This window comes from Rhodococcus sp. NS-SX18, assembly GCF_057367935.1.
The window spans coordinates 1867456-1892069 of sequence record NZ_CM170633.1 but is presented as its reverse complement, the minus strand read 5'-3'; the positions used below and the strand labels follow the sequence as shown (position 1 = coordinate 1892069).

General features: G+C 70.0%; 26 protein-coding genes. 14 read left to right on the top strand and 12 right to left on the bottom strand.

Annotated features, from left to right (window positions below; all coding sequences use genetic code 11):
* Positions 1–6 precede the first annotated feature (6 nt).
* A complete protein-coding gene (locus AC2IPW_RS08875; protein WP_486376985.1) occupies positions 7–1113 on the top strand; it encodes an MFS transporter in 1107 nt (368 codons plus the stop codon).
* Here AC2IPW_RS08875 and AC2IPW_RS08870 read toward each other — a convergent pair.
* The 4 genes from AC2IPW_RS08870 to AC2IPW_RS08855 all read right to left on the bottom strand — a co-directional run bounded on the left by AC2IPW_RS08870 (position 1110) and on the right by AC2IPW_RS08855 (position 4758).
* Positions 1110–1733 (bottom strand): NADPH-dependent FMN reductase, encoded by a 624-nt coding sequence (locus tag AC2IPW_RS08870; RefSeq protein WP_054375109.1) that lies wholly within the window; start codon positions 1731–1733, stop codon positions 1110–1112. The two genes, AC2IPW_RS08875 and AC2IPW_RS08870, sit on opposite strands and share 4 nt — an antisense overlap.
* Positions 1734–1891: 158 nt before the next feature.
* Positions 1892–3322 carry an NAD(P)(+) transhydrogenase (Re/Si-specific) subunit beta gene (locus AC2IPW_RS08865; protein ID WP_486376715.1) on the bottom strand — a complete coding sequence of 477 codons (1431 nt, stop codon included), beginning with the start codon at positions 3320–3322 and terminating at the stop codon, positions 1892–1894.
* Entirely contained in the window at positions 3319–3663 is a 345-nt protein-coding gene (locus AC2IPW_RS08860) for an NAD(P) transhydrogenase subunit alpha part 2 (protein ID WP_289378465.1), read from the bottom strand. Before AC2IPW_RS08860 ends, AC2IPW_RS08865 begins: the two co-directional genes overlap by 4 nt.
* Positions 3664–4758 (bottom strand): Re/Si-specific NAD(P)(+) transhydrogenase subunit alpha, encoded by a 1095-nt coding sequence (locus tag AC2IPW_RS08855; RefSeq protein ID WP_486376714.1) that lies wholly within the window; start codon positions 4756–4758, stop codon positions 3664–3666.
* A 277-nt stretch (positions 4759–5035) separates the two neighbouring features.
* Here AC2IPW_RS08855 and AC2IPW_RS08850 point away from each other — a divergent pair, with 277 nt between their 5' ends.
* From AC2IPW_RS08850 to AC2IPW_RS08825, 6 genes are read left to right on the top strand one after another with little or no spacing between them, the layout of a single operon-like run.
* Positions 5036–5401: a DUF488 domain-containing protein gene (locus tag AC2IPW_RS08850; protein ID WP_003935201.1), complete on the top strand. Its 366-nt coding sequence runs from the start codon at positions 5036–5038 to the stop codon at positions 5399–5401.
* Positions 5398–5568: a hypothetical protein gene (locus AC2IPW_RS08845; RefSeq protein WP_003935200.1), complete on the top strand. Its 171-nt coding sequence runs from the start codon at positions 5398–5400 to the stop codon at positions 5566–5568. Before AC2IPW_RS08850 ends, AC2IPW_RS08845 begins: the two co-directional genes overlap by 4 nt.
* A 4-nt stretch (positions 5569–5572) precedes the next feature.
* On the top strand, positions 5573–6343 hold the full coding sequence (locus AC2IPW_RS08840; RefSeq protein WP_450120937.1) for an SIR2 family NAD-dependent protein deacylase: 771 nt from the start codon (positions 5573–5575) through the stop codon (positions 6341–6343).
* Between the two features lie 4 nt (positions 6344–6347).
* Positions 6348–6788, top strand: a complete 441-nt coding sequence (locus AC2IPW_RS08835; RefSeq protein ID WP_450120938.1) for an HIT family protein — start codon at positions 6348–6350, stop codon at positions 6786–6788.
* On the top strand, positions 6785–7657 hold the full coding sequence (locus tag AC2IPW_RS08830; RefSeq protein ID WP_450120939.1) for a maleylpyruvate isomerase family mycothiol-dependent enzyme: 873 nt from the start codon (positions 6785–6787) through the stop codon (positions 7655–7657). Before AC2IPW_RS08835 ends, AC2IPW_RS08830 begins: the two co-directional genes overlap by 4 nt.
* An 11-nt stretch (positions 7658–7668) precedes the next feature.
* The gene (locus tag AC2IPW_RS08825; protein ID WP_450120940.1) at positions 7669–8292 is read left to right on the top strand and encodes a Type 1 glutamine amidotransferase-like domain-containing protein; all 624 of its coding nucleotides are present in this window, start codon (positions 7669–7671) and stop codon (positions 8290–8292) included.
* Between the two features lie 16 nt (positions 8293–8308).
* Here the strand turns inward: AC2IPW_RS08825 and AC2IPW_RS08820 are convergent, their stop codons facing one another.
* Positions 8309–8626 (bottom strand): hypothetical protein, encoded by a 318-nt coding sequence (locus tag AC2IPW_RS08820; protein ID WP_450120941.1) that lies wholly within the window; start codon positions 8624–8626, stop codon positions 8309–8311.
* Positions 8627–8754: 128 nt separating this feature from the next.
* On the opposite strand from AC2IPW_RS08820, the gene AC2IPW_RS08815 reads away from it, so the two are divergent.
* The 3 genes from AC2IPW_RS08815 (at position 8755) to mreB (ending at position 10875) form a co-directional block, all read left to right on the top strand.
* A complete protein-coding gene (locus tag AC2IPW_RS08815; RefSeq protein ID WP_450120942.1) occupies positions 8755–9276 on the top strand; it encodes a hypothetical protein in 522 nt (173 codons plus the stop codon).
* A gap of 162 nt (positions 9277–9438) precedes the next feature.
* Positions 9439–9717, top strand: coding sequence for a GNAT family N-acetyltransferase (locus AC2IPW_RS08810; protein WP_003935193.1), 279 nt, complete (start codon positions 9439–9441; stop codon positions 9715–9717).
* 168 nt (positions 9718–9885) lie between these two features.
* Positions 9886–10875 carry a rod shape-determining protein gene (mreB, locus tag AC2IPW_RS08805; RefSeq protein ID WP_040781454.1) on the top strand — a complete coding sequence of 330 codons (990 nt, stop codon included), beginning with the start codon at positions 9886–9888 and terminating at the stop codon, positions 10873–10875.
* On the opposite strand, the gene AC2IPW_RS08800 is transcribed toward mreB, so the two are convergent.
* Positions 10876–13710 carry an FtsW/RodA/SpoVE family cell cycle protein gene (locus AC2IPW_RS08800; RefSeq protein WP_450120943.1) on the bottom strand — a complete coding sequence of 945 codons (2835 nt, stop codon included), beginning with the start codon at positions 13708–13710 and terminating at the stop codon, positions 10876–10878.
* Between the two features lie 17 nt (positions 13711–13727).
* Positions 13728–14858, bottom strand: coding sequence for a hypothetical protein (locus AC2IPW_RS08795; protein ID WP_450120944.1), 1131 nt, complete (start codon positions 14856–14858; stop codon positions 13728–13730).
* Between the two features lie 447 nt (positions 14859–15305).
* Between AC2IPW_RS08795 and AC2IPW_RS08790 the strand changes: the two genes are divergently transcribed.
* Positions 15306–15956: a hypothetical protein gene (locus AC2IPW_RS08790; RefSeq protein WP_450120945.1), complete on the top strand. Its 651-nt coding sequence runs from the start codon at positions 15306–15308 to the stop codon at positions 15954–15956.
* A gap of 75 nt (positions 15957–16031) precedes the next feature.
* Here AC2IPW_RS08790 and AC2IPW_RS08785 read toward each other — a convergent pair whose 3' ends face one another.
* Genes AC2IPW_RS08785 through AC2IPW_RS08770 form a run of 4 tightly spaced genes read right to left on the bottom strand, consistent with a single transcriptional unit; the run spans position 16032 to position 20850 of the window.
* Entirely contained in the window at positions 16032–17681 is a 1650-nt protein-coding gene (locus AC2IPW_RS08785) for a glycoside hydrolase family 13 protein (protein ID WP_450120946.1), read from the bottom strand.
* A 48-nt stretch (positions 17682–17729) separates the two neighbouring features.
* Complete coding sequence (locus AC2IPW_RS08780) at positions 17730–18554, bottom strand: carbohydrate ABC transporter permease (RefSeq protein WP_054374513.1); 825 nt, start codon at positions 18552–18554, stop codon at positions 17730–17732.
* A gap of 2 nt (positions 18555–18556) precedes the next feature.
* Positions 18557–19504 (bottom strand): carbohydrate ABC transporter permease, encoded by a 948-nt coding sequence (locus AC2IPW_RS08775; protein ID WP_486376713.1) that lies wholly within the window; start codon positions 19502–19504, stop codon positions 18557–18559.
* Positions 19501–20850, bottom strand: a complete 1350-nt coding sequence (locus AC2IPW_RS08770; protein WP_486376712.1) for an ABC transporter substrate-binding protein — start codon at positions 20848–20850, stop codon at positions 19501–19503. Before AC2IPW_RS08770 ends, AC2IPW_RS08775 begins: the two co-directional genes overlap by 4 nt.
* 102 nt (positions 20851–20952) lie before the next feature.
* On the opposite strand from AC2IPW_RS08770, the gene AC2IPW_RS08765 reads away from it, so the two are divergent.
* The 3 genes from AC2IPW_RS08765 to AC2IPW_RS08755 all read left to right on the top strand — a co-directional run bounded on the left by AC2IPW_RS08765 (position 20953) and on the right by AC2IPW_RS08755 (position 24155).
* Positions 20953–22077, top strand: a complete 1125-nt coding sequence (locus AC2IPW_RS08765; protein WP_486376711.1) for a LacI family DNA-binding transcriptional regulator — start codon at positions 20953–20955, stop codon at positions 22075–22077.
* Positions 22074–23003: a glycoside hydrolase family 68 protein gene (locus AC2IPW_RS08760; RefSeq protein WP_486376710.1), complete on the top strand. Its 930-nt coding sequence runs from the start codon at positions 22074–22076 to the stop codon at positions 23001–23003. The genes AC2IPW_RS08765 and AC2IPW_RS08760 overlap by 4 nt, the downstream gene beginning before the upstream one ends.
* A gap of 75 nt (positions 23004–23078) precedes the next feature.
* A complete protein-coding gene (locus AC2IPW_RS08755; RefSeq protein WP_416063245.1) occupies positions 23079–24155 on the top strand; it encodes an ABC transporter ATP-binding protein in 1077 nt (358 codons plus the stop codon).
* Between the two features lie 126 nt (positions 24156–24281).
* Here AC2IPW_RS08755 and AC2IPW_RS08750 read toward each other — a convergent pair whose 3' ends face one another.
* Positions 24282–24491, bottom strand: a complete 210-nt coding sequence (locus AC2IPW_RS08750; RefSeq protein ID WP_054374508.1) for a hypervirulence associated TUDOR domain-containing protein — start codon at positions 24489–24491, stop codon at positions 24282–24284.
* Between the last annotated feature and the right edge of the window lie 123 nt (positions 24492–24614).

Genomic DNA, 24614 nt, shown 5'->3' with positions numbered 1-24614 from the left:
CTCGCGATGTGGGTGGTGCACATCCCCGCGATCGAGCAGCGCGTCGGCATCGACCATGCCACGCTGGGTTCCCTGCTGCTGGTCCTCGCGGCGGGTGCGATCGCAGGGATGCAGGCCACCGGCCCGCTCGCGGACCGGTTCGGCAGCGACCGCACCACCGTCGCCGCGGCCGTCCTGCTGGCGGCGGCGACCGTCGGCCCCGGTCTGGCCGGCGCGGCCTGGCAGCTGGGCGCCGCGCTCGCGGTGTTCGGATTCGCCAACGGCGCCCTGGACGTGTCGATGAACTCGCAGGCCGTGGCGGTCGAGCAACGCTACCGGCGGCCGATCATGGCCGCGTTCCACGGATTGTTCTCGGTGGGCGGGGTGGCCGGGTCGCTGGTGGGAGCGGGCACCCTGGCCGCGGGGCTCGCCCCGGCCGTGGCCCTCGGCGGCGCCGGCCTCGTCGGCATGCTCGTCGTCGCGGCCGCGGCGCCGCACCTCGTGCGGGTGCCCCGGGTCGGGCATCCGCGCGGGTCCGGCCCGCGTGGGGGATACACCCGCCGGGTGCTGCTGCTCGGCGGGCTCGCGTTCGTGCTCATGCTCAGCGAAGGCGTCGCCAACGACTGGAGCGCCCTGCAGGTCAAGGACCACCTGGGCAGCCCGGATGCGGTCGCGGCGTTGGCCTTCGGCGCGTTCTCCGCGACGATGACGCTCGGGCGCTTCGTCGCGGACCGGGTCAGCGCCCGCATCGGCGCCGTCGCCGTCGTCCGGTACGGCACGCTGCTGGCAGCGCTCGGGATGGGCACCGTCATCGCCTCCCCGTGGCTGCCGGTGACGCTCGCCGGGTGGGCGCTGTTCGGGCTGGGCCTGTCCGGCGCCGTGCCGCAGATCTTCAGCGCCGCCGGGAACATCGACGCCGGCGCCCCGGGCCGCAACATGTCCCGCGTCGTCGGCATGGGGTACATCGGTTTCCTGGCCGGACCCGCCACCATCGGGTGGCTGTCGGAGGCGACGTCGCTGACCGTCGCGATGACGGTGCCGCTGGCGTGCGTGCTCGCTGCGGCCGCCCTCGCCGGCTCCGTCAGTGAGCGGAGCCGGCGCACGCTCGAGCGGGTGGACGAATCGGTCGGCTAACGCGGCAGCACGGTCAGCACCCTCACGACGTGGTCGCGGAACTCCCGCATGTAATTGCGGAGGAAGTCCTCGGTGCCGGCGTTGTGCACGGTTCCGTCGTCGCCGAAGACCTCGGGCGTGTAGTGGATGTACGCCTCGGGCGACGTCATCTGCCGCGCGTTGCAGAAGCTCAGCACGGCGCGCAGGCTCTGCTGCCCGACGGCGGTGCCGATCGCGCCGATGGACGCGCCGATCACGGCCGCCGGGATGTGATCGAACGAGTTCTGCCCCCACGGCCGCGATGCCCAGTCGATGGCGTTCTTCAACGCCCCGGGAATCGACCGGTTGTACTCGGGTGAGACGAACAGCACGGCATCCACGGCGCCGATCGCGTCCTTGAGCGCCGCCCCCTCCGGCGGGTAGTTCGCGTCGTAGTCGGGGCTGTAGAGCGGCAGGTCCCGGATAGGGATCTCGACGAAGTCCAGGTCGGACGGCGCGAGCCGGATCAGTGCCTTCGCCAGGATCCGGTTGATCGAGGTGGACGACAGGCTCCCGACGAAGTAGCCGACCTTGTAGGTCCTGTCGGTGCCGGTCCGGGGGGGTTCGGTCCCCGAAGGCTCGGTCACGGGGTGCTCGGTCACAGGACGCGTCCTTTCCGTCGGTGCGACGGGCCGGGCGCGGCCCGCCTGCCCCTCCGACGGTCGCACACGGACGGGGCGCCCGCACGGTGTTTCCGTGCGGACGCCCCGGACGCGCCGATCTGCTTACAGCGCCTCGAGTTTTTACAGCGCCTCGAGTTTTACAGCGCCTTGAGTTCCTCGGTGACCTCGGAGACCATCTTCTTCGCGTCGCCGAACAGCATGGAGGTCTGGTCGGCGGTGAACAGCGGGTTGTCGATGCCGGCGTACCCGGAGGACATCGAGCGCTTGAGCACGATGACCGACTTGGACTGGTCGACGTTGAGGATGGGCATGCCGTAGATCGGGGAGGACGAATCCTGCCGGGCGGCCGGGTTGGTGACGTCGTTGGCGCCGATGACGATGGTGACGTCGGTGCGGGAGAACTCCCCGTTGATGTCGTCCATCTCCTTCAGGGCCTCGTAGGGCACCTCGGCCTCGGCGAGCAGGACGTTCATGTGCCCGGGCATCCGGCCGGCGACCGGGTGGATGGCGTACTTGACCTCCACCCCCTTGTCCTCGAGCAGCGCCGCCATCTCCTTGACCGCGTGCTGCGCCTGCGCCACCGCCAGCCCGTACCCGGGCACCACGATGACCTGGTTGGCGTAGGCCATCTGGATCGCCGCATCCGAGGCGGAGGTGGCCTTGACGGTGCCGCCCGCCCCGGCCGGACCCGCGCCGGCGCCGCCGTCGCCGCCGAACGAGCCGAACACGATCGCCGGGATGGACCGGTTCATCGCCTTGGCCATCAGGTTGGTCAGGATCGAACCCGAGGCGCCGACGATCATGCCCGCGACGATCATCGCCTGGTTGTTCAGCGCCAGACCCGCCGCCGCCGCCGACAGCCCGGTCAGGGCGTTGAGCAGCGAGATCACCACGGGCATGTCCGCGCCGCCGATCGGCAGCACCACGAACAGACCCATCAGCCCGGCCACCACCAGCAGCGCCACGATCCACACCGCCGACGTCGGGTCGTTCGCCGGGTCAGCGTTCAGGCCGATGTACACCGCGATCGCGATCGAGGCCAGCGCGAGCACGATGTTCGCGACCTGGAAGGCCTTGGCCGCGCCGACCAGGCGGCGTTCGAGGTTCTTGTTCAGCAGCTCCTGCAGCTTGGCGAACGCCACCAGCGAGCCCCAGAACGAGACCGAGCCGACGATCGCGGCGAACAGCGAGCCGACCACGACGTGCACCGTCGGTTGCTCGTCGAGGGTGGTGAACCCGTCCGAGTCGAGGAACTCGGCCCAGGCGATCAGCGCGACGGTGCCGCCGCCGACACCGTTGAACAACGCCACCAGCTGCGGCATCGCGGTCATCTTCGTGCGCAGCGCCGGCGGCACGCCGAGCACCACACCGACGGCCAGGCCGGCGACGATCCAGATCCAGTTGTCGGTGTCGCGGATGTCGATCAGCACCGCCACCACCGCGACGGCCATGCCGGCGGCGGCGATGTAGTTGCCGCGCACCGCGGTCTTCGGGCCGGTCAGGCCCATCAGACCGTAGATGAACATCGCGAACGCGACGATGTACAGGACGGAGACGAGGTAGCTCATTTCGCGTCGGCTCCCTTCTCCACCACCGGCGCGGCCTGCGGCGTCACCGTCTTCTTCGGTTTGAACATGCCCAGCATGCGGTCGGTGACGACGAATCCGCCGACGACGTTGAGCGTGCCGAACACCAGCGCCACGAACAAGATGACCTTGATGCTCCACGGGGCGTCGGCGGGCAGATGCCCGAACACCACCAGCGCACCGAGCACCACGATGCCGTGGATGGCGTTGGTGCCCGACATCAGCGGGGTGTGCAGCGTGTTGGGCACCTTGGAGATCACGGCGAAGCCCACGAACCCGGCCAGCACCAGGATCGCGATGTTCGCCAACAGTTCCGTATACATCTAGACGTTCTCCTTCGAGCGGGTGACGCACGCGCCGGCGAGGATCTCGTCCGAGAAGTCCGGCGCGAGCCCGCCGTCCTCGTCGAGCATCAGCTCGAGCAGGGCCACGACGTTCTTCGAATACAGCTGCGAGGCGTGCTCGGGCATGGTCGCCGGCAGGTTCAGCGGGCTGGCGATCGTCACCGCGTGCTTGACCACCGTCTGTCCCGGCTCGGTCAGCTCGCAGTTGCCGCCGGTCTCCCCGGCCAGATCCACCACCACCGAGCCCGGCTTCATGCCCTCCACGGCGGCGGCGGTCACCAGCCGCGGCGCGGGCCGGCCCGGCACCAGCGCGGTGGTGATCACCACGTCGAAGCCCTTGATGGCCTCCTCGAGCGCCGCCTGCTGCTGCGCGCGTTCGTCCTCGGTGAGCTCGCGGGCGTACCCGCCCTCCCCGGCCGCGTCGATCCCGAGATCGAGCCACTGCGCCCCGACCGAACGGACCTGATCGGCGACCTCCGGCCGCACGTCGTACCCGGTGGTGCGCCCACCGAGGCGCTTGGCCGTGGCCAGCGCCTGCAGCCCGGCCACCCCCACACCGAGCACCAGCACCGTGGCGGGCTTGACAGTGCCCGCGGCGGTGGTGAGCATCGGGAAGAACCGGGTGGACTCCGACGCGGCGACCAGCACCGCCTTGTACCCGGCGACGTTCGCCTGCGACGACAGCGCGTCCATCACCTGCGCGCGGGAGATCCGCGGGATCGACTCGACGGCGAACGCCTGCACCCCGGCCGCGGCGAGCGCACCGATCTGGTTCTCCGCATTGCGGGGGGCGAGGAACCCGATCAGGGTCTGCCCCGACCGCATCCGCGCGACCTCCGCGTCCGACGGCGGCGCCACCTTGAGCACCACGTCCGCCGACCAGGCATCCCCGATCCGCGCCCCGGCCTCGACATAGGCCTCGTCCGGGATCAAGGCACCGAGCCCGGCCCCGGCCTCGACGACCACGTCGAGGCCCTTCTTGATCAACGACGGCACGATCATCGGCACCAGCGCGACCCGCCGCTCGCCGTCGCCCGTTTCCCGAACGACGCCGACGGTGGGGCGCGCTGTCACCGCACGTCCCGTATCCCTATCCCCGGTTTCCAAAGTTTTCGACTCCTGCGTTGAATCGGCACCTCACCGCGATGAGCGGCGGGTCATGTGCGACGAGCGGCCGACTCGGGCCGTGCACTATGGGCGATGAGCCCAGTCAGACGTACCGCGCCCCGATCAGGGGCGCAACCGTTCGGTTTCGTCTGAATCGAGTCCGAACAGTGAGTCGATGCCAGAATGTGAGGTAGTTCACTTCACAATTCTGCCGTATCGGCCGTGAGGAAGGAGGCACGAGTCCATGGCACGTCGCAGCGTCGTCGTCGAGCGCGTGTACGACCATCCGGGCGACGAGCAGGCGTTCCGGGTGTTCGTCGACCGACTGTGGCCGCGGGGCCTGCGCAAGGACGCGTTCCATCACGACGACTGGGCCAAGGACCTGGCGCCGTCGACCGGGCTGCGCAAGTGGTACTCGCACGACGCGTCGCAGTTCACCGAGTTCCGGGACCGGTACCTCGCCGAACTGGACGGCCCGGACGCGCGGGCCGCGCTCGCGCGCGTCGACACTCTGGCCGACGGCCGGTCGATCGTCCTGCTCACCGCGACCCGCGACGTCGAGCACAGCGGCGCCGCCGTCCTCGCGGAACGGATGCGGGGTGCGCGGTGAACGACGTGCCCGACCTCGGCGGCGACCCGGTGTGCTGGATGCACCGGGTCTGTCCCGACTGCGGCTTCTTCCTCGAGGAACCGGAGGCGCCGTGCCCGCGCTGTGGCGCCGTGTTCCGCCACGATGCCGAGGGCACCGACGAGTCCGGACCCGGCCCCCTACCCTGACCCGATGACCACTCCCCCTCCTCGGATCCTCCGTCTGGCTCGGCGCGCACGACGGATCGCCGTGCTCACGGGCGCCGGGATGTCCGCCGAGAGCGGCGTGCCCACGTTCCGTGACGCACAGACCGGCCTGTGGGAACACTTCGACCCGGCCGACTTGGCGACCCCGGAGGCCTGGGACCGCGACCGTGCGTCCGTGTGGGCCTGGTACCAGTGGCGCGTGGCCCTGGTCCGGCGAGTGCGGCCGAACGCCGGCCATCGTGCGCTGGCCGACTGGGGACGGACCGTGGATCTGTCGATAGTCACCCAGAACGTCGACGACCTGCACGAGCGCGCCGGCAGTCCCGTGCTCTCACACCTGCACGGCAGCCTGTTCTCGCCGCGGTGCGCCGACTGCGGCACCCCCGCCGACCTTCCGGAGGCCCCCGCCGAGCCGGTCGCCCGCCTCGATCCGCCGGACTGCGGCGCGTGCGGCGGCGACGTGCGGCCCGGCGTGGTGTGGTTCGGCGAGCCCCTGCCGACCGGGCCGTGGGAGGCCGCCACCGCAGCCGTGCTCACCGCCGACCTGGTGTTCGTGGTGGGCACGTCGGGGATCGTGTACCCCGCAGCCGGCCTGCCCTCGCTGGCTCGGCAGCACGGCATCCCCGTCGTAGAGGTCAACCCCGACCAGACCGGCCTGTCCGATCAGGTGGACGAGGTGTGGCGCACCACCGCGGCGGTGGGCCTGCCGCAACTCGTCGCAGCGGTCGCCGCGGAACGGACGCCCCGCCTACAGTGAGCGGGTGAACTCCTGCGTGTTCTGCGCCATAGTCCGGGGCGACGCCCCGGCCGTGCGGGTGTACGAGGACGACGACGTACTGGCCTTTCTCGACATCCGGCCCATCGCCCGGGGCCACACCCTGGTGGTGCCGCGGGTTCACGCACCCCGGCTCGACGATCTCGATCCCGGGCACGGCGCCGCGTTGTTCCGCGCCGGGCAGTGCATCGCCCGGGGCGTGCAACGCTCGGATCTCGCCGCCGACGGTGCCAACCTGGTGTTCAACGACGGTCGGTCCGCCTTCCAGACCGTCTTCCACGCGCATCTGCACGTGCTGCCGCGACGGCGCGGCGACAAGCTGCGCCTTGCGGCAGGACTGCTGCGGCGCCGACCCCACGACCCGGAGGCCACCGGCGCGGCGATCCGCGCCGGCCTGGCCCGTCTCGAAGCGGAGGACGCACTGTGACCCACGGAAACAGACCGGCACCCGGCAGCACCACGCCGGACCCCGACGGAGCGCCGGAGTTTCCGGTCGAACCGATCCGCACGCTGCTCCTCGAGCAGTTCGCCGCCATCGACGGGCTGCTCGCCGACGTCCACGGGGACACCTGGTACACGCCCACGACCCTGCCCGGATGGACCGTCAAGGACATCACGGCGCACCTGATCGGAACCGAGTCGATGCTCGCCGGCATCGAGACGCCGCACGTCGCGATCGACGTGCACGCCCTCGGCCACGTCCGCAACGAGATCGGCGCCTTCAACGAACGCTGGATCGAGTTCCTGCGTGGCACACCGGGTGACGAGGTGCTGGCCCGCTACCGCGAGATCGTCGCCCGTCGCCGGGAGCAGCTCGCGGCCATGACCCAGGAGGACTTCGAGGCACCGGCGATGACGCCGGCAGGCCAGGCGACCTACGGCCGGTTCATGCGGATCCGCATCTTCGACTGCTGGATGCACGAGCTCGACCTCCGCGACGCGCTCGGCGTCCCGGGCGACGAGGGCGGCCCGCGAGCCGAACTCGCGTCCGCGGAGATCTTCGGGGCCCTCGCGTTCGTTGTCGGCAAGCTCGGTAAGGCTCCCGCCGGGGCACGGATCACGTTCGAGCTGAGCGGACCCCTCGCCCGCACCGTTCACGTCGAGGTGGACGGCCGGGCCTCGGTCGTGCCGGCCCTGTCCGGTCCGGCGACGAGCACCGTGGCGATGGATTCGCGGCTGTTCGTGCGGCTCGCCGGCGGCCGCGTGCACGCATTCGACCGCCTCGACGAGATCACCCTCGGCGGCGACACGACGGTCGGCCGGCGGATCGTGGACAACCTCGCCTTCGTCATCTGATCGGCGACTCCGTGCGGCTGTTCCTGTCGTCCTACCGGTTCGGCGCGGATCCCGGGTTGCTGCTCGGGGTCACCCGAGGCCCGTGCCCGATCGCGGTGATCGCCAACGCGGCCGACGCGTGGCCGTCCCGGGCCCGGGGCTCGGCGGTGGCGAGCGAGCTCGCGCCGCTGCGCGCACTGGGATACGAACCCGTCGAGGTGGACTTGCGGGACCACGCCGGCTCGCCCGAGTCGCTGCGGGCGGCGCTGTCGCGGTTCGGGGCGCTGTGGGTGCGCGGTGGCAACACGTTCGTGCTGCGGATGCGGCTCGCGCTGTGCGGCGGCGACGAAATCCTCACGGACCTGGTCCGGTCCGGTCGGCTGGCCTACGCGGGGTACAGCGCGGGGGCCTGCCTGGTGACGCCGTCCCTGCGCGGCCTCGAATTCTCCGACGATCCCGGCGAGGTGGACGTCGTCTGCGGGGTTCCGGCCCGCTGGGACGGTCTCGGGTGGGTGGACTACGCGATCGTCCCGCATGCCGGGGACTCGGCCCTGGCCGACGCGGGCGTGGCGCGCACGCTGGAATATCTCACGCAGCAGCGGCTGCCGTTCCGGGCACTCGACGACGACCAGGTGATCGTCGTGGACGAGGCGTGAGACTGCGCGCCGTCGCTCACGGGCCGCTGCTCGCGCGGACGAACGGCGCGAACCGGTCGAGGGAGACCCAGGCAGTGCGGCACCGGCGTGCGGTGACCTCGTCGGCGCGTGCGAGCAGGATGTCGAGCAGTTCGCGGGGATTGCCCTCCCAGCGCCGGACGAGTTGCCGTTCCTCCTCGTCCGACAGCGCCGCGAACCGGCTCGCCGCCGCGGCCCAGTCCGCCACGTTCCCGCGGTGAAGACTCTCCAGAGCCTTGTAATCGACCCGCCGCGAAAGGAATTCGTCGGACAGGGCGCGCACGAGTCGTGCGTCCGACAGCACGGATGCGGTCATACGGCACCTCCTTCGAACGACCGTTGACGTTAGTGACCTGCCACAACCACCCGATCGCACCGGCGGAACGATTCGGTAACAGAGTGACTGGTGCGACTGATGTGACTTCCGCTGTTAGCATTCCTACGGTGGAGACCCTGACCGACCTGCTCACGAGCGGTGCGGCGCCCTGGTGGGCCGTACCGGTGGGACTCGCGGCCGGCGTCCTGCTCGGCGTCTTCGCCACCCGGATCGGCGCGCGACCGTCGCGGCGGGCCGCCGCAGCAGCCGCTCCCCTGCGGGCGGCCGATCGCGCGTTGCAGGTCCGCTTCCTGCATGCCGCCGACACCGTCTACAACCACCTGTTCGAGGCGGACCACTCGGCTCTCGCCGAGGCCGACCTCGCCGAAGCCCTGCAGTCCGACGATCTGCATCTGCGTTCCGTCGCCCGCGGCATCGTCGACCTCGACGCGATCGTCAACGAGATGCGGCTGTCCGCCCCCGAGCCGGTGCTCACCGCCGCAGTCGCCCTCTTCGGGTACCTCACCGCCGTCTCGAGCGACGGGACCGACGATCTCGACGAGTTCCGCGACCGCTACCTGGCGCGCAAGACCGCGTTCGTCGACGCCGTCCGCGCGGCGCACCCCCCGGCCGGCCAGGTCACCGCCTGACCCCGTCTCCACCGTCGCCTGCATCGCGTCACCACCACGTCACCGCTCACACCGGCCCGCCCTCGACACAGGTCCACAAAGAGAACATCGCATCCCACGCCGGCCCCATTACCGCCTCGGGCAGATCCCACGGCCCCCGCGCAGGCCGGTAGGGTCGATGGTGTGACCAACGACGAGCACCGCATCGAACATCACCCCGACCAGTCCAGGTTCGCGTTGTACACCGGCGACACGCTCGCCGCGTTCGCCGACTACACCGACTCGGACGGGGTGCGCGACTTCGACCACACCGTCACCCAGCCTCAGTTCCGCGGCCACGGATTCGCCGCCGAGGTGGTCCGCCACGCCCTCGACGAGACGCGCTCGGAGGGCCGCAAGATCGCGGCCTCGTGCTGGTACGTCGCGAAGTTCCTCGACGCGAACCCCGAATACCGCAACTGATCCGCAGCAGATCCCGGGACGCGTGTTCCGGACGTCGGCGGTGTCGGGCTCGGACACGGTCGGCGGCGAACGGACGGCCTCGTCGGCGACTCGTCATATCCGCCCCCTGCGGAGCCGGCGCTGCGTAACATCGAAACGGTCTCGGTTCGAACCCTTTCGGAGGCCGACATGGGTGGACTCGGAATCGATCTCGGAACTGCCAACACAGTCGTCGCCACCCCCGAAGACGGCGTCGTCTTCAACGAGCCGTCGTTCCTGCTGGTGCGCGAGAAGGACCCGCATCGCGCGCTTGCGATCGGCCAGGATGCGCGTGAGCTGGTCGGCCGCACCCCGGTCGGCATCACCCCGGTTCGCCCGATACGCGACGGCGTGATCGTGGATCTGGAGTCGGCCCGCACCTTCGTCACGGCCGTCATCAAGCGGGTCGCCCCGCACAGGTCGTACGGTCTACGCCCGAACGGCGTGATCTCGGTTCCCGCGGGGGCCACGCCCCTCGAGCGCCGCGCGGTGCTCGAGGTCGGGCACGAGGCCGGTCTTCGCAAGGTCGGCCTGGTACCGGAGCCGGTCGCCGGCGCCCTGGGCTGTGGGATCAACCCGCTCGAAGCACGTGCGCACCTCGTCGTGGACATCGGCGGCGGCACTTCGGAAGTCACCGCGATCTGTTTCGGCGGCATTCTCTCCCATCGCAGTTGCCGACTCGCCGGGGACGAACTGACCACCGCGCTGTACCAGTACCTCCGCGCGGAGCACAAGATCGTCGTCGGCGAGCTCACCGCCGAGCGGGCGAAGGTGGGCACGCCCGGAACGCCCGACGGGCAGGCCCTCGTCGTGGAGGGACGCGATGCCGTCACCGGCCGCGCGCGGCTGGTCACGCTCGAGATCGAGGAGATCGTGGAGGCGTTGCGGCCGACGACGACGGGGATCGTGCAGACCCTGACCGATTGCCTCGAGGACCTCCCCGCCCAGGCGATCGGCGACGTGATGTCGGAGGGGCTGCTCGCCATCGGTGGCGGGGCTATGCTGCGCGGTCTGTCGCAGCTGCTCGAGGAGTCCTTCGGATTCCCGGTGAAGACCGCGGAGCGTCCCCTCACCTGTGTCGCGGAAGGCGCCAAGGCCTGCTTGGAGCACCCCGAGGTGGTTGCGGCGTACAGCAGCTGATCACCGGTTCGGCTCCGGGGCCGGCTGTGACGGGAAGTACCACCGGAGGAGTTGCTCGACCACCGGCCCGGCGGTCGCCGACCCGAACCCGCCGCCGCGGACCAGCACCGACACCACGATCTCGGGCGCGTCCATGGGTGCGACCGCGGAGAACCACGCATTGAGACCCTTCCCGGGCGCGGACGGGTCCTCCGCCGTGCCGGTCTTGGCGCCCGCCTGCACCGGCAGATCGGCCAGCTGCCCGGCCGTACCGGCCGACGCCGACGCCCGCATCCCCGCCCGTACGGGACCGAGGTGGTCGGCGAACGGCAGCCGGCGCGGCTCCGCCGTGGGAATCGGAATGTCGTCCTCCGACCCGTACGCCGCTGCGAGCCGAGGGGTGACCATCGCACCGGTGGCGATGCCCGTCGTCCAGCGCGCCACCTGCAGCGGGGTCGCACTGACGGTGCCCTGGCCGATGCCCATCAGCAGCGTCGAGCCCGGATACCAGGTGGCGCCGATACGTGCCACCGACTCCGGTGTGCCGAGGAAACCTTCGGCCTCGCCCGGCAGGTCGATTCCCGATCGCTGCCCCACGCCGAGTTGCTCGGCGACCGCGGCGATCCGCTCGGGCCCGAGGAGTTCGGCCAGGCGGTAGAAATAGACGTTGTCGGACCACTGGATGGCCTGCAGCAGGTCGTGCGGCCCCATCGGCTGCCAGTTCCGGAAGGTGTGCCCACCGTAGGTGTAGGCCGCGCCCGTGGCGATCACGGTCTCCGGTGCCAGAACCGGGTTCTCGGCGTTCGCGGCGGCGGTGACGATCTTGAACGTCGACCCGGGCGGTGCGGCGGTCTGGGCGACGTGGTTGACCATCGCCCCCGGCCCGGACGACTGGGCCTGCGCCGCGAGGGCGACGAGGTCGGCCGGCGGGCCGTAGGCGTTGTTGTCGAATCCGGGCACGCTGGCCATGGCCCGTACCGCTCCGGTGCGGGCGTCCATCACGATCGCGGCCCCCAGGTCGCCGCCGCTGGTGCGGACGGCTTCGGTCAACGCAGTGGTCGCCAGGTCCTGCAGGCCGATGTCGAGGTGCAACCGCAGGTCGTGTCCCCGTATCGGATCCACCCGCGTGCCGGGGGCGACCGGACGTCCGGTCGGATCGACGTACATGCACTGCCTGCCGTCGGTGCCGCGCAGCAACGCGTCGTACTGCTTCTCGATTCCGGCCTTGCCGACCCGTGATCCGAGCGCCAGATGCGGCCAGCGCTCCATGTCCTGCTGATCGGCGACCCCGACATGGCCGAGTACCGACGCGAGCATCGCCCCGTACGGGTAGGTCCTGCGGCCGGACGGAGCGACGAGGACCCCGGGAAAACGTTCGTTCACGACCTGCCGAGCCTGTTCGGGTGCGACCCTGCCGACGAGAACCTGCGGTTCCCCTTCGGAACGTCCACTCATCACCTCGGCCAGTTCGTCCGAGGAGAGGCCGATCAGCGCCGCGAGTCGGCTGCGCGAGCCCGCATCGTTCTCGCCGAACACCTGGGGCAGGACGGCAACGGCGTACTCGGCGGCGTTCAGCGCGAGCGGCACGCCGTTGCGGTCGACGATGAGACCGCGCTCGGCGGGCAGCCGGATACAGCGCATCATCTGCGCCTCACCCGCGGTGCGGAGCTCCGCACCGCGGACGTGTTGCAGCTGCCAGGTGACCATCGACATCGCGACGAGCGCGGCTGTCAGCCCGACCGCCCCTGCCGACACCCCTCGAAGGCGGCGGCGCCGTCTCGGTTCCGGACGCCAGAGCGGCCGCGCGACGCCGTCTCTGCGCACCGCGAGTACAAGTCCGACAGCAACGAATGCGACGAGGGCGGCCGTCCCCCCGTAGCTGAACAGCGGAATCGGCATGCCGGTGTGCGGGATCAGGGACAGACTCGCACCGATCGATACCAGGGCGTGGATCCCGAACGTCGCGCCGATTCCCGCCGCGACCAGCGCCGCCTCGCGGGTCCGGGCGGTGCGGGCGGCGAGCACCGCCCGCCACACGATCACCGTGGTGGCGACCACGACTGCCAGGCCGGCGAACAGTCCCCATCCGTACACGACGCTCGCGAAGGCGAGATCGTGTTCCGATTCGGGGAGATAGTCGGCTCTCACCTCGTAGAGGGGGTCTCGCGCCAGACCCCACCATCCGCCGCTGCCGATGGCGATATCCGCCTGCAACGCGGCCCAGCCCGCCCCACTCGGGTCGACGTTGCTCGACAGGAACACGTGCACGCGTTCGAGTTGATAGGGGCGGAGGACGAGAACGGCGAGCGGCAGCGACGCGACTCCCACCGCGAACAACGGAAGCAGGGGCAGCAGCGGCACCCTGGCCAGGATGAGCATGACCATGACCGTCGCGACGAGCACCAGGGCAGTCGACAGGTCCGGTTGCAGCGCGACGAGCGCAATCGGTACCCCGGTGGCCGTCAGGGCTGCCGCGAACCGGCCGAGGGTGAAGCCACCGGCCAAAATGCCGGCCGGGACCAGCACGACAGCGAGTTTGGCGAGTTCGGCGGGCTGGACGGTGAACACGCCGAAGTCCAGCCAGCGTTGAGCGCCTTTGGTCGCGACGCCGGCGAGCGGCACGGCGGCCAGCAGCACGGTCGCCGCGGCGAGCACCGCCCATCCGAATGCCCGCAGATCAGTCGCCCGCAGGCGGGAAACGACGCGCATCAGGACGAGACCGACTGCCGCGAACAATGCGTGCCGAACGGCATTCGACGTCATCCCGATCGCGGTGAGATTCAGCAGACCGAGCACCACGAGTACCACGGCCGCGGTGACGATCCAGGGATCGGATTCCCGCCGGCGCTCGGCCATGTCCCCTCCTCGCCGTCTCAGCAGGTCGCGTTCTCGGCGGGCACCGACAGTGGCTCCGAGGCGGCTGCCGCCGGGGCGCTGGTCACCGCGGCGACAGCCAGCGCCCTACCGGGTGGCAGATCCGCCCAGCTGATTCCGTACACCTCCTCCTCGCCCGGCTGGGCGGCCAGCGAGACCTCGGCGCTCGTGCCGACCGCGCCGGAACATCTGTCGTAGACGTTCAGCGCCCAGGTCACGGTGCCGGCACTTGCCGTGGAGTCGAGGTGTACGTCCACCCGGACGGCGCACATGCGTCCGGGCGCGCATCCACCGTTGGCGAAGGTGGCGGTGACCAGCTTGATCGGACCCGCGCTTGCCGGGGCGCCGACCTGGACCGGCCCGGGCGCCGTCGTGCCCGCGCCCACTGCCGACCCGTCCTGACCGCCCTCAGGTTCGGGTGGCGGAGGCGAGACCGGCTCGATCCGGTTCGGCTCCCCCGTATCCACCGGGTTCAGGACGGCGTCCCAGCCGCGGCGCAACTCCTCCCACGCCCGCGGCGCCACCCACAGCGTCCCGACGAGAATCAGGATCGCGACGAGGCCGAGCACCCCCTGCCGTCGCGACGGTCGTCTCCGCCGGCGATGCCACCCACTGCGCACCGGCGGATACCATCCGGCCGGGGCGAGAGACGTCCCGGCCCCTCGGTCCGGACTCCGCGGCGCGTCCGCCCGCGCCACCGCCGGGCCGTCCGGAAAGGGACGTCCCGTCATCACCGCGACGAGTGCGGCGAGCTGGCACCGCACCCGGGACTCCTCGGCCAGGTCGCGGTCCGCTGCGATCGTGTGCCGGACCCGGTGCATCAGGTCCGCGAGATCTGTTGCTTCGTCGATCGATTCGTTCACCTGTTCGGCCCACTCCGGACAGCGGCAGCTCGTCACGATGCCGCGGAGCAGTCTCGCCGCCGACTCGTCCGCTGCGCGCCCGTCCGTCGCGCTCTCGTTCCATGCGATCGTGAGCCGTCCGACCTCGGACACCGTCACCGCGTCGTCCCGCAGCCGGCTCGGACAGCGGTGCCGACGGCGTTCGAGCCGGCAGATCAGATCGTCGACGAGCAGTGCAGCCTGCGCTCGGGTCAACGTGGCCACCGCGAGCAGACGCCGGAGCGGCACACCGTCGCCAGGAGTCTCGTCGTCGAGTAGGGAGGGTTCCCATCGGGGCTCGACAGGCTCGCGCCCTCTCCCCCGGAGCTCTGTCACTGCTTCGCTCATCGTGCACCCCGAACCGCTGCGCCGCCCGCACAGGTCGCAACCGGGACGGGCGACGGTGAACCATGACTTCGGATTGGTTGTTGTCGAGTTCCACTACCCCTGGGGTATCCATTCAACTCCGACTCGCGCTGGCGGACATGCCGTTTACTCATCCGAGACCCGGTCCGTCTCGTTCACCGGCTGCAGGCGGGCTGTATGTCCGAGCGACCGTCTGCCGCGCGGACATGCCCGATCCGCGCAGCCCTCTCGAAACGGGCACCGCGTCGCTTCCCTTCACCGGTGGCGGCATCCCATCCCCGGTTCCGCGGTGCACATCTGCGACCGGCCTGCAGCGGCTAATCTCGAGCCATGATGCTGGCGAACGCCTGCGAGCTGTATCGAGGCACAGGCCTCGTCGGCCAGCCCGCGGCCACCGTCAGCAGCCTGGCCTTCGTAGTGGCCGGTGTCGCGGTCCTCGCGCGCCGGGACACGGCGAGCGTCACCTACGGTCTGCTCGTCGTCGCGGTCGGCGCCGGGTCGCTCGTCGCGCACGGACCGAACCCGCCGTGGCAGGCGTACGCACACGACCTCCCTCTCGCGACGCTGCTCGCCTTCGTCGCCGTAGACGCCGCTTCGGACCGGTTCGGCACTCGGCTGTCACCGTGGTGGTGGCGCGTCGTTCCGTTCCTGATGGTTCCCGTCGTGGCCGCCGGGCCGTCGGTCTCCACCGTCGTACAGGCATTGCTGGCCGTCGTCGCCGTCGGACTGGCCCTCGACCGCGCCCGCATCCGCCCGCACCTGCGACGGTCGACGATCGTCGCGGCACTTCTTCTCGCGTCGGGTGCCCTGCTCGGCACCCTCGGCGACCGGACATCGCTCTGCCGGCCGAGCAGTGCGCTTCAGGGCCACGCACTGTGGCACCTTCTCGCCGCCGCCGGATTGTGGCGGCTCGCCCCCACCATCGGCTCCGTCGAGAACGTCACGGCGCAGCGCAGGTCACGGCGTCCGGAGAAGCGTTGAGGGTGCCGTCGCTGCGGGGGACGCCGGAGCCGGGCCGATCGAGCGGGAACGGGGTGGAGTGGGTGCGCCACCGCCCTACCGGCTGGTGCGCAACCAGGCGGCGGTGTCCGGTGGCAGAGAACGTGCATCGTTCAGGTCGGTGGAGGCGAGCAGGACGGTTGCGTCCGGGTCGATCGCAATCGGGTGGCGGGACAGATTCACAACGCACCGGAACGCCGTCCCGCGGTCGAAGGCGAGGGTATCGGGGGGCGACGGCTGCCAGGAGAAGGAGTCGTCGCGCAGGGCGGGCAGTGTGCGTCGGAGCCGGAGTGCGGTGCGGTAGAGGGTGAGCATCGAATCGGGGGCGTCGGACAAGGCGACGACGGTCTTCGACTTCCAGCTGTCGGGTTGGGGTAGCCACGGCCGGACGTCGTCGGCGGCGAATCCGAAGGGTGGGTGGTCGCCGCTCCAGGGCAGCGGGACCCGGCATCCGTCGCGGCCACGGATGGTGTGCCCGGACCGTTCCCAGGTCGGGTCCTGCAGCAGTTCCGCAGGGAGGTCGGTGACCTCCTCGAGGCCGAGCTCCTCGCCCTGGTAGAGGTAGGCACCGCCCGGCAGACCGAGCATGAGCAGGACCGCGGCGCGGGCGCGCCGGGTGCCGAGGGTGAGATCGGAGTCGGTGGCGGCGGTCAGGGTCATCGGCAGGGTGCTGGTTTCGGCGCGCCCGAATCGGGTGAGGTGCCGGGTTTCGTCGTGGCTCGAAAGCACCCAGGTGGTCGGTGCACCGACCTCGCGGAGGGCCTCGCGGCTGCGGTCGATGGCCTCGCGCAGCGCTGTCGGATCCCAGCCGGCTCTCGGGAAGTCGAAGTTGAAGGCGGTGTGCAACTCGCCGGGGCGCACATAGCGGGCCAGGCGCTCGGGGCTGCGGACGATCGCCTCGGCGACGAACATGCGATCGGGGCCGTATTCGTCGGCGATGGCGCGAAACTCGCGCAGGATGTCGTGAAGTTCGTCGACATCCCAGTGCGGATTGTCGACCCACGTGCTCGATTCGAACCGGGCTCCCGGTGCGTGGCCGGCATCCGGCAGTCCGGGAACCTTGGCCATTGCCGACACGGCGTCGATGCGTATGCCGTCGACGCCGCGATCGAACCAGAAGCGCAGAACGTCGGCGAATTCGGTGCGGACCTCGGGGTTGGTCCAGTCGAGGTCGGGTTGTTCGGGTGCGAACAGGTGCAGATACCACTGGCCCGCCTGTCCGTCGTCTCGGGTGGTGCGGGTCCAGGCCGGTCCGCCGAAGGCGCTGATCCAGTCGTTCGGCGGAAGTTCGCCCGTGTCACCGCGGCCGGGGCGGAAGAAGTATCTGGCGCGCTCTCGCGAACCGGGGGCGCTGCGCAAGGCCTCCCGAAACCAGGGGTGGCTGTCGGAGGTGTGGTTGGCGGGCAGGTCGATGATGACGCGGAGTCCGGCGGCGTGGGCGGCGGCCAGCAGGGTGTCCGCGTCGTCGAGAGTGCCGAAGAGCGGATCGATGTCGCGGAAGTCGGCGACGTCGTAGCCGCCGTCCGCCATCGGGGACGGATACCAGGGGGTGATCCAGACAGCGTCGACGCCGAGGTCGACGAGATACGGCAGGCGCTCGGCGAGCCCTGCGAGGTCGCCGATGCCGTCACCGGTGCCGTCTGCGAAGCTGCGCAGATACACCTGGTAGATGACGGCGTCGTGCCACCACTGACGGGATGTGGGCATGGTCTCCCCCTGGGGACGGTGTGGGCGGGGTTGTGTGGGCGGCACGGGTCAGCCCTTGACGGCGCCGGCGATCATCGCCTTGACGAAGTGGCGCTGGAACAGCAGGAACACCACGATGGTCGGTGCCATGATCAGCAGGGATCCGGCGTTGAGAAGGACGACGTCGGTGGAGTATTGGCCGACGAAGTTCTGCAGTGCGCCCGCCATGGTCCGCTTACCGGGGTCGTCGATGAGGACGATTGCCTGCAGGAAGGTGTTCCAGGTCCACAGGAACAGCAGCAGGCACAGCGAGGCCAGCGCCGGAACCGCGAGCGGGATCTGTATGTGACGGAAGGCCTGCCAGGGGCCCGCCCCGTCCAGGGCCGCAGCCTCGGTGAGCTCTTTCGGCATGGACAAGAAGTGGGCTCGCATCCAGAAGACGGCGAAGGGCGTGAACGTGCCGATGAGGACCAGGATGAGCCCGAGGCGGGTGTCGAGCAGGTTCATCTCGCGCAGCTGGTAGTAGAGCGGCACGATCGTCGCTTCCTTCGGGAGGGTCAATCCCAGGAGCAGGAGCAGGAAGACGACGGTGCCTCCGGGCACGTGCAACTGCCCGAGCCCGTAGCCGGCCATCGCGGCGAACAGCGCTGCGACCGGAACGACGCCGGCGACGAGGATGATGCTCGAGACCATCAGCGGTGTCACCTCCGCGACGCGCCAGGCGTCGACGAAGTTGTGCCACTGCGGGTTCGACGGCCATGACAGCCCAAGCGGGACGGTGCCCTGCGGCTGAAGTGCCGCCGACAACATGCTCAGCAGCGGCAGGATCGAGAAGATCATGGTGCCGAGCAGCAGGACGAGTCCGGGAATTCGTTGGCGAACCGAGGTTTTCATGATCAAGTCTCTCTGAAGAAGCGCTGGATCGGCAGGACGATCAGCAGGATCAGGACGGTGAGGACGACAGCGAGGGCGCTGGCGAGACCGACCCGGGATTCGGTGAAGCCGAGTTGGTAGATCTGGACGCCGGGCACGGTGGTCGCGTAGCCGGGTCCGCCCTGGGTCGACATGAATACGATGTCGAAGCTGGCCAGGGCGGCGATGATGGTGACGGTGACGCAGACCCCGATCTCGGCCCGCAGGGCGGGAACGGTGACGCACCGGAAGGTGCTGAAGAAGCCTGCGCCGTCGAGCCGGGCGGCCTCGTAGATCGAGACGTCGATCTTCCCGATGCCGGCCATCAGCAGGATGGTGCAGAATCCGAGGCCGAGCCAGGTGCCGATGACACCGACGGCGGGCAGGGCCCAGTCGAAGTCGCCGAGCCAGGAGCGGGTGAGCCCACCCAGGCCCACGGCCGAGAGCAGTTGGTTCACGGTGCCGTCGGTCGAGAACATCCACACCCAGGCGACCGCCGCGGCCGCGCCGGGAATGATCTGCGGCAGGAACAGTAAGGTGCGGGCGAGGGTACCGAGGCCGCGTATGCGGATCTCCTGGAGCATGGCGGCGACGAGAAGGCCGCCGATCACCGGAAGAACGGTGAAGAACAAGATGAGGAAGAACGCGTGCCCGATCGAGGACAGCAACTGCGGGTCGGTGAGCACGCGGCGGTAGTTGCCGAGCCCCACCCAGCTGCCGACGGAGATGCCGTCCCAGTTGTAGAGGGAGTACCAGAGGGTGGCCAGCAGCGTCCGGAGGACGAAGACGGTGTACATCGCCGCGGCGGGCAGGACGAACAGCCATCCGGTCAGGGCTCGCCTGGCGTGGCGGCCCCGCCCCGGCCGGGTGGCGGCGCGATGCGGAAACGCCTGCGTGGGGGATGCCTGGGGGGCGTGTGCGGTAGAGGTCATCTCAGCAGGTCCTGCTCGTATGCGGATTGGATGGCGGCCATCATCTCGCCGGGCGTGGTGCGGCCGGCGACGAGCATCTGGACCTGCGGCAACCAGGTGCCGGACATACCGTTGGTGGCGTTCTGCACGAATTGGACCTGGCCGTCGGCGGCGACCAGTTCGTCGAAGGCCGCCTGGATCTCGGCGCCCAGCGAGCCGGGCGCGGTGGCCGGGACCGGGCCGGTACCGGAGGGGGCGAAGCCGGCGTCGACCACGACCTGCCGGCCGGCGTCGGAGCGGAGGAAGTCCAGGAAGGCTGCGGCGGCGTTCTTTTCGTCCGAGCCCGAGGGAATCGCGAAGTTCGACACCGGGTCGGACATGGCCGCAACGGGTGACCCGCTGGGCACGGGCGGAAGGGTGAAGCCGACGTTCTCGCCCATCTTGGCCTGTAGGGTCGCGGCATCCCAGTTCCCGGAGACGTAGAACAGGGCCTCGCCCGCGGCGAACCGCCCGGCGGCGGCGGTGGCGTCGGTGCCGTTGGTGTCCGCGGGGAGGTAGCCTTTCGCGGCCCAGTCGGCCACCACCGCGGCCGCGTCGACCGCAGCGGGGGTGTCGAGGGTGGCGCCGGGCGCGTTGAAGACCCAGTCGTCGACCGCGTCCGGGCCGAGGGCGCTGTTCAGCATCATCTGGACCAGGAAGGTGACCTGCGAGCTCTTGTTGCCGGCCATGATCGGGACGAGTCCGGCACCTTTCGCCGACGCCAGGGCCCGCTCGAACTCCGCGACGGTAGCGGGAGGCTCGGCCATCCCGATCCGGTCGGCGAGATCCTTGTTGTAGTAGAAGCCGGTTACTGTGAACCCGCTGGCCATCGTGTATTGCGGGCCGGTGCCGCGGACCCCGTTCGCATCGACCCGGTACATGGCCCTCTGTCCCGGCGGTAGAGCGTTCCAGCCGTAGGCGTCGGCCCACGGATCGAGTTCCGTGAGCTGGCGGTTGGCTACCGCGGCGGGCAGTGCGATGATCCGCGCGATGTCCGGCGGATTCTCCGACGCGAGCACCCGGGGGGCGTTGACGGCCTGTACGTCGTCGGGGTCGTAGCGCGGGGTGATGGTCACGTTCGGATGGCGCTCGGTGAACGCCGCGATCAGAGCCTCGTCGATCTTCTTCAACCCTGCACCGTCGTACAGGGTCAACTCGATCGGATCGGTGCCGAGATCGATGCTCACCGGCCCCGGATCAGTCGGTACGGTCGCGGTGTTGCCGCTGCCCGGCGGCGCGCACGCCACCACCGTCGGCAGGACCGCGGCGCCTGCGAGGGCTGCGAATCTGCGCGCCCACCGGGCCGGGGTCGAGTGGTGTGAGTTCATAACTCCTCCGCATTGAGATGCGCATCACATTTCGGAAGCGCTTCCGAAGCGTATGTCGGAAGCGCTTCCGAAATCAAGGGAGATCGGTCTACCATCGGGCTTGTGTCCAATCGACCTGCTTCGTTGAGCCTCAGCGACGTCGCCCGGGAGGCCGGGGTTTCGCTGACCACGGCCTCACGCGCCCTCAACGACTCGTACGGCGTGTCGGCGGCGACGAAGGCGAAGGTCCTCGCCACCGCCCGCCGCCTCGACTACGTCGTCTCCCCGGATGCGGTCCGCCTCGCCGGCGGCCCGACCCGACGGGTGGCGCTGGCGGTCCCCCACATCGAGCGCTGGTTCTTCGGTGAGATGGTGAGTGGCATCGAGACGGTGCTCTCAGCTGCCCACTTCGACCTGTTGCTGTACCAGGTCGGCGACGCCGACGACCGCCACGACTTCTTCACCCGGCTGCCCGCCCGCCGAAAGGTCGACGCCGTCGTGGTGGTCGCATTCCCGGTCGATCAGCACGAGCAGGAACGACTCGCGTTGATGGGCGTCGGCATCATCGCCGCCGGTGGCCAGAACGCCGACTACCCCTACGTCTGCATCGACGACTACCGCGCCGGCCGCCTGGCCGTCGATCACCTTCTGGAACTGGGCCACCGACGTATCGCCATGATCGCCGCCCACGACCCGGACCAGCCCGGCTGGCCGGCCCGCTCCGGCCGCTCGGCGGCGTACGTCGACGCCTTGACCGAGGCCGGGATCGCAGTCGATCACTCTCTCATCCGCGACGTCGACTGGGGCGGCCTCAACGCCGCCTCGGCGATGGCCGACATTCTCGACGCGAACCCGGAGCACGCCCCCACGGCTGTGTTCGCGCACAGCGACGAACTCGCCCTCGGCGCGATCAGAACCCTGCGGCGCAGGGGCCTGCGGATACCCGACGACGTCTCCGTGGTCGGAATCGACGATCATCCCCTCGCCGCACTCACCGACCTGACCACGGTGCACCAATCCGTCCGTGAGCAGGGCGAGATCGCCGCCCGCCTGGTCTTGGACACGCTGAATCCCGGCCCCACTGCGGACGGTGGCGTACCCACCTCCGTCACGGCCCCGGTCACACTCACCGTCCGCGCCAGCACCGGCCCGGCACCGGACCGGAGGCGCCCGGCAGCGGCGACCGCGGACGGCCCTTCGCGCCGAGAACACGACCGCCCGACGGCCGAACATCCCCAGGAGACATGATGCGACTCGCCCTTCCCGACCACTGGGTCTGGGACAGTTGGATGGCCGACGACGGCACCGACTACCACCTGTTCTTTCTCCGCGCCTCGCGTGCCCTGCAGGACCGCGAACGCCGCCACTACCGTGCCACCATCGGACACGCGACGTCACGGGACGGCGCGCAATGGACCTTGACCGCCGACGCGTTGGCGCCCTCCGACGCCCCCGCTTTCGACGACCTCGCGACCTGGACCGGCTCCGTCGTCCGCGATACCGACGGACTCTGGAGCATGTTCTACACCGGCGTCAGCCGGGCCGAGAACGGCCTCAGACAACGCATCGGCCGCGCCACCTCCTCGGACCTGCTCACCTGGACCAAGGACCCCGACCTCGTCCTCGAGGCCGACGGCCGCTGGTACGAACGCCTCGGCGAGGGAAGCTGGCCGGACGAGGCCTGGCGCGACCCCTACGTCTTCGAGCACGCCGGTCGGTGGCACATGCTGATCACCGCCCGCGCCAACTCCGGCGATCCCGAGGGCCGCGCCGTCGTCGGCCACGCCACCAGCGAGGACCTGAGCAGCTGGCACGTCCGACCCCCACTCTCGACGCCCGCCGGATTCGGCGAGATGGAAGTCCTGCAGGCGCACATCGTCGACGGGAAACCGGTCCTGGTGTTCTCCTGCGCACCCAAGAACACCAGCGTTCACGCCGAACACCAGTCCGGGACCTGGATCGCCGAAGGGCAGTCCCTGCTCGGGCCGTGGAAGATCACCGAGGCGGCGAACGTCGACACCACCGACCTGTACGCGGTGCAGATGCGGCGGACACGAGACGGCACCTGGACGACGTGGGGCTTCGACAACGGCCACGGACCGCAATTCGGCACCATCTCGTCCTCGAGCCGCGTGCCGCTCATCGACACCGCCAGTTCGACAACCACGCACTGACACCACCCGCACCACTCACCTCACTCACTCGGATCGTCCGGCACGTTCCTGCCGGTGGAGGGACTCACTTTTCTCATGGCAACCATCACGTACGACCACGCGACCCGGCTGTTCCCCGGTTCGGACAGCCCCGCGGTGGACCGGCTCGACCTGCACATCGAGGACGGCGAATTCCTCGTCCTGGTCGGCCCGTCCGGTTGCGGTAAGTCGACCTCGCTACGCATGCTCGCCGGTCTCGAGGACGTCGACGGCGGTCGCATCACCATCGGCGGCCGCGACGTCACGCACGCCGAACCCAAGGAACGCGACATCGCAATGGTGTTCCAGAACTACGCCCTCTACCCGCACATGAGCGTCGCAGAGAACATGGGCTTCGCACTGAAACTCGCCGGTACCCACAAGGCCGAGATCCGACGCCGTGTGAGCGAGGCCGCCGACATGCTCGACCTCGGCGCGTATCTGGACCGTAAGCCGAAGGCGTTGTCGGGCGGCCAGCGGCAGCGAGTTGCCATGGGCCGCGCCATCGTCCGCCAGCCGCAGGTGTTCCTCATGGACGAGCCGCTGTCGAATCTCGACGCGAAGCTGCGGGTGCAGACCCGGACGCAGATCGCCAAGTTGCAGCGCCAGCTGGGCACGACGACCGTCTACGTCACGCACGACCAGGTCGAGGCGATGACGATGGGCGACCGGGTCGCGGTGCTCCGGGGCGGCGTCCTGCAGCAGTGCGCGAGCCCGCGCGAGTTGTACCGGCGGCCGACAAACGTCTTCGTTGCCGGTTTCATGGGCTCGCCCTCGATGAACCTGTTCACCGTGCCCGTCACCGATGGGGGGATCAGCTTCGGCGATCAGGTGATTCCGGTGCCGCGGGCCACGCTGTCGGCGGCCGGACGTGAGGTGGTGTTCGGGATCCGGCCCGAGCACGTCGAACTCGCCGACGACGGACTCGAACTCGAGATCGACGTGGTCGAGGAACTCGGTTCGGAAGCGTTCGTCTTCGGGCGCATCCGGGTGGGCGCACGGCACGAACCGATTGTGGCCAGGGTCGACTGGCGAAACCCGCCGGCGAAGGGGCAGGTCGTGCACGTGCGCATCGACCCGTCGCACGTCCACGTCTTCGCCACCACTCCCGGCGGCGCACGACTGTCGCAATAGGCGCCGCAGCGAGCAAGCTCGGCACCGCGCTGTCGCCACCTTCGACAGGCTGCTCACCGTCGAAGATGCTCATCTCGTCTCGAGTGACCGACCGTCGGGATGCGAGTGACCATCGAGACTCGGGCGCTACAGCTTGGTCAGCGCGTCGCCCTTGTGCATCGCGATGTGATCGGTCTTGTCGCTCTTGATCTCGTACTGAGGGTGACTTTCGGAGCACCGCCGAGTACGTCCTTTGAACTCCACGTCCTCGGTGTGCTTCTTGACGATGACGCCCTCGACGTATCCGGCTTCGGAGTTCCATCGGACATGGTCGCCGACGGAGAAGTCACTCGCCACAGCCCCTCCCTGGTCTGGATGCTGGTTCCGGGAATGTTACCCGGTGCACGGTTTCGGCGACGGCATCGCAAGGTCACCGTCTCTCGCCGGCAATCTCCCCGCGAGCGCGGTCCGGGCAGCGGA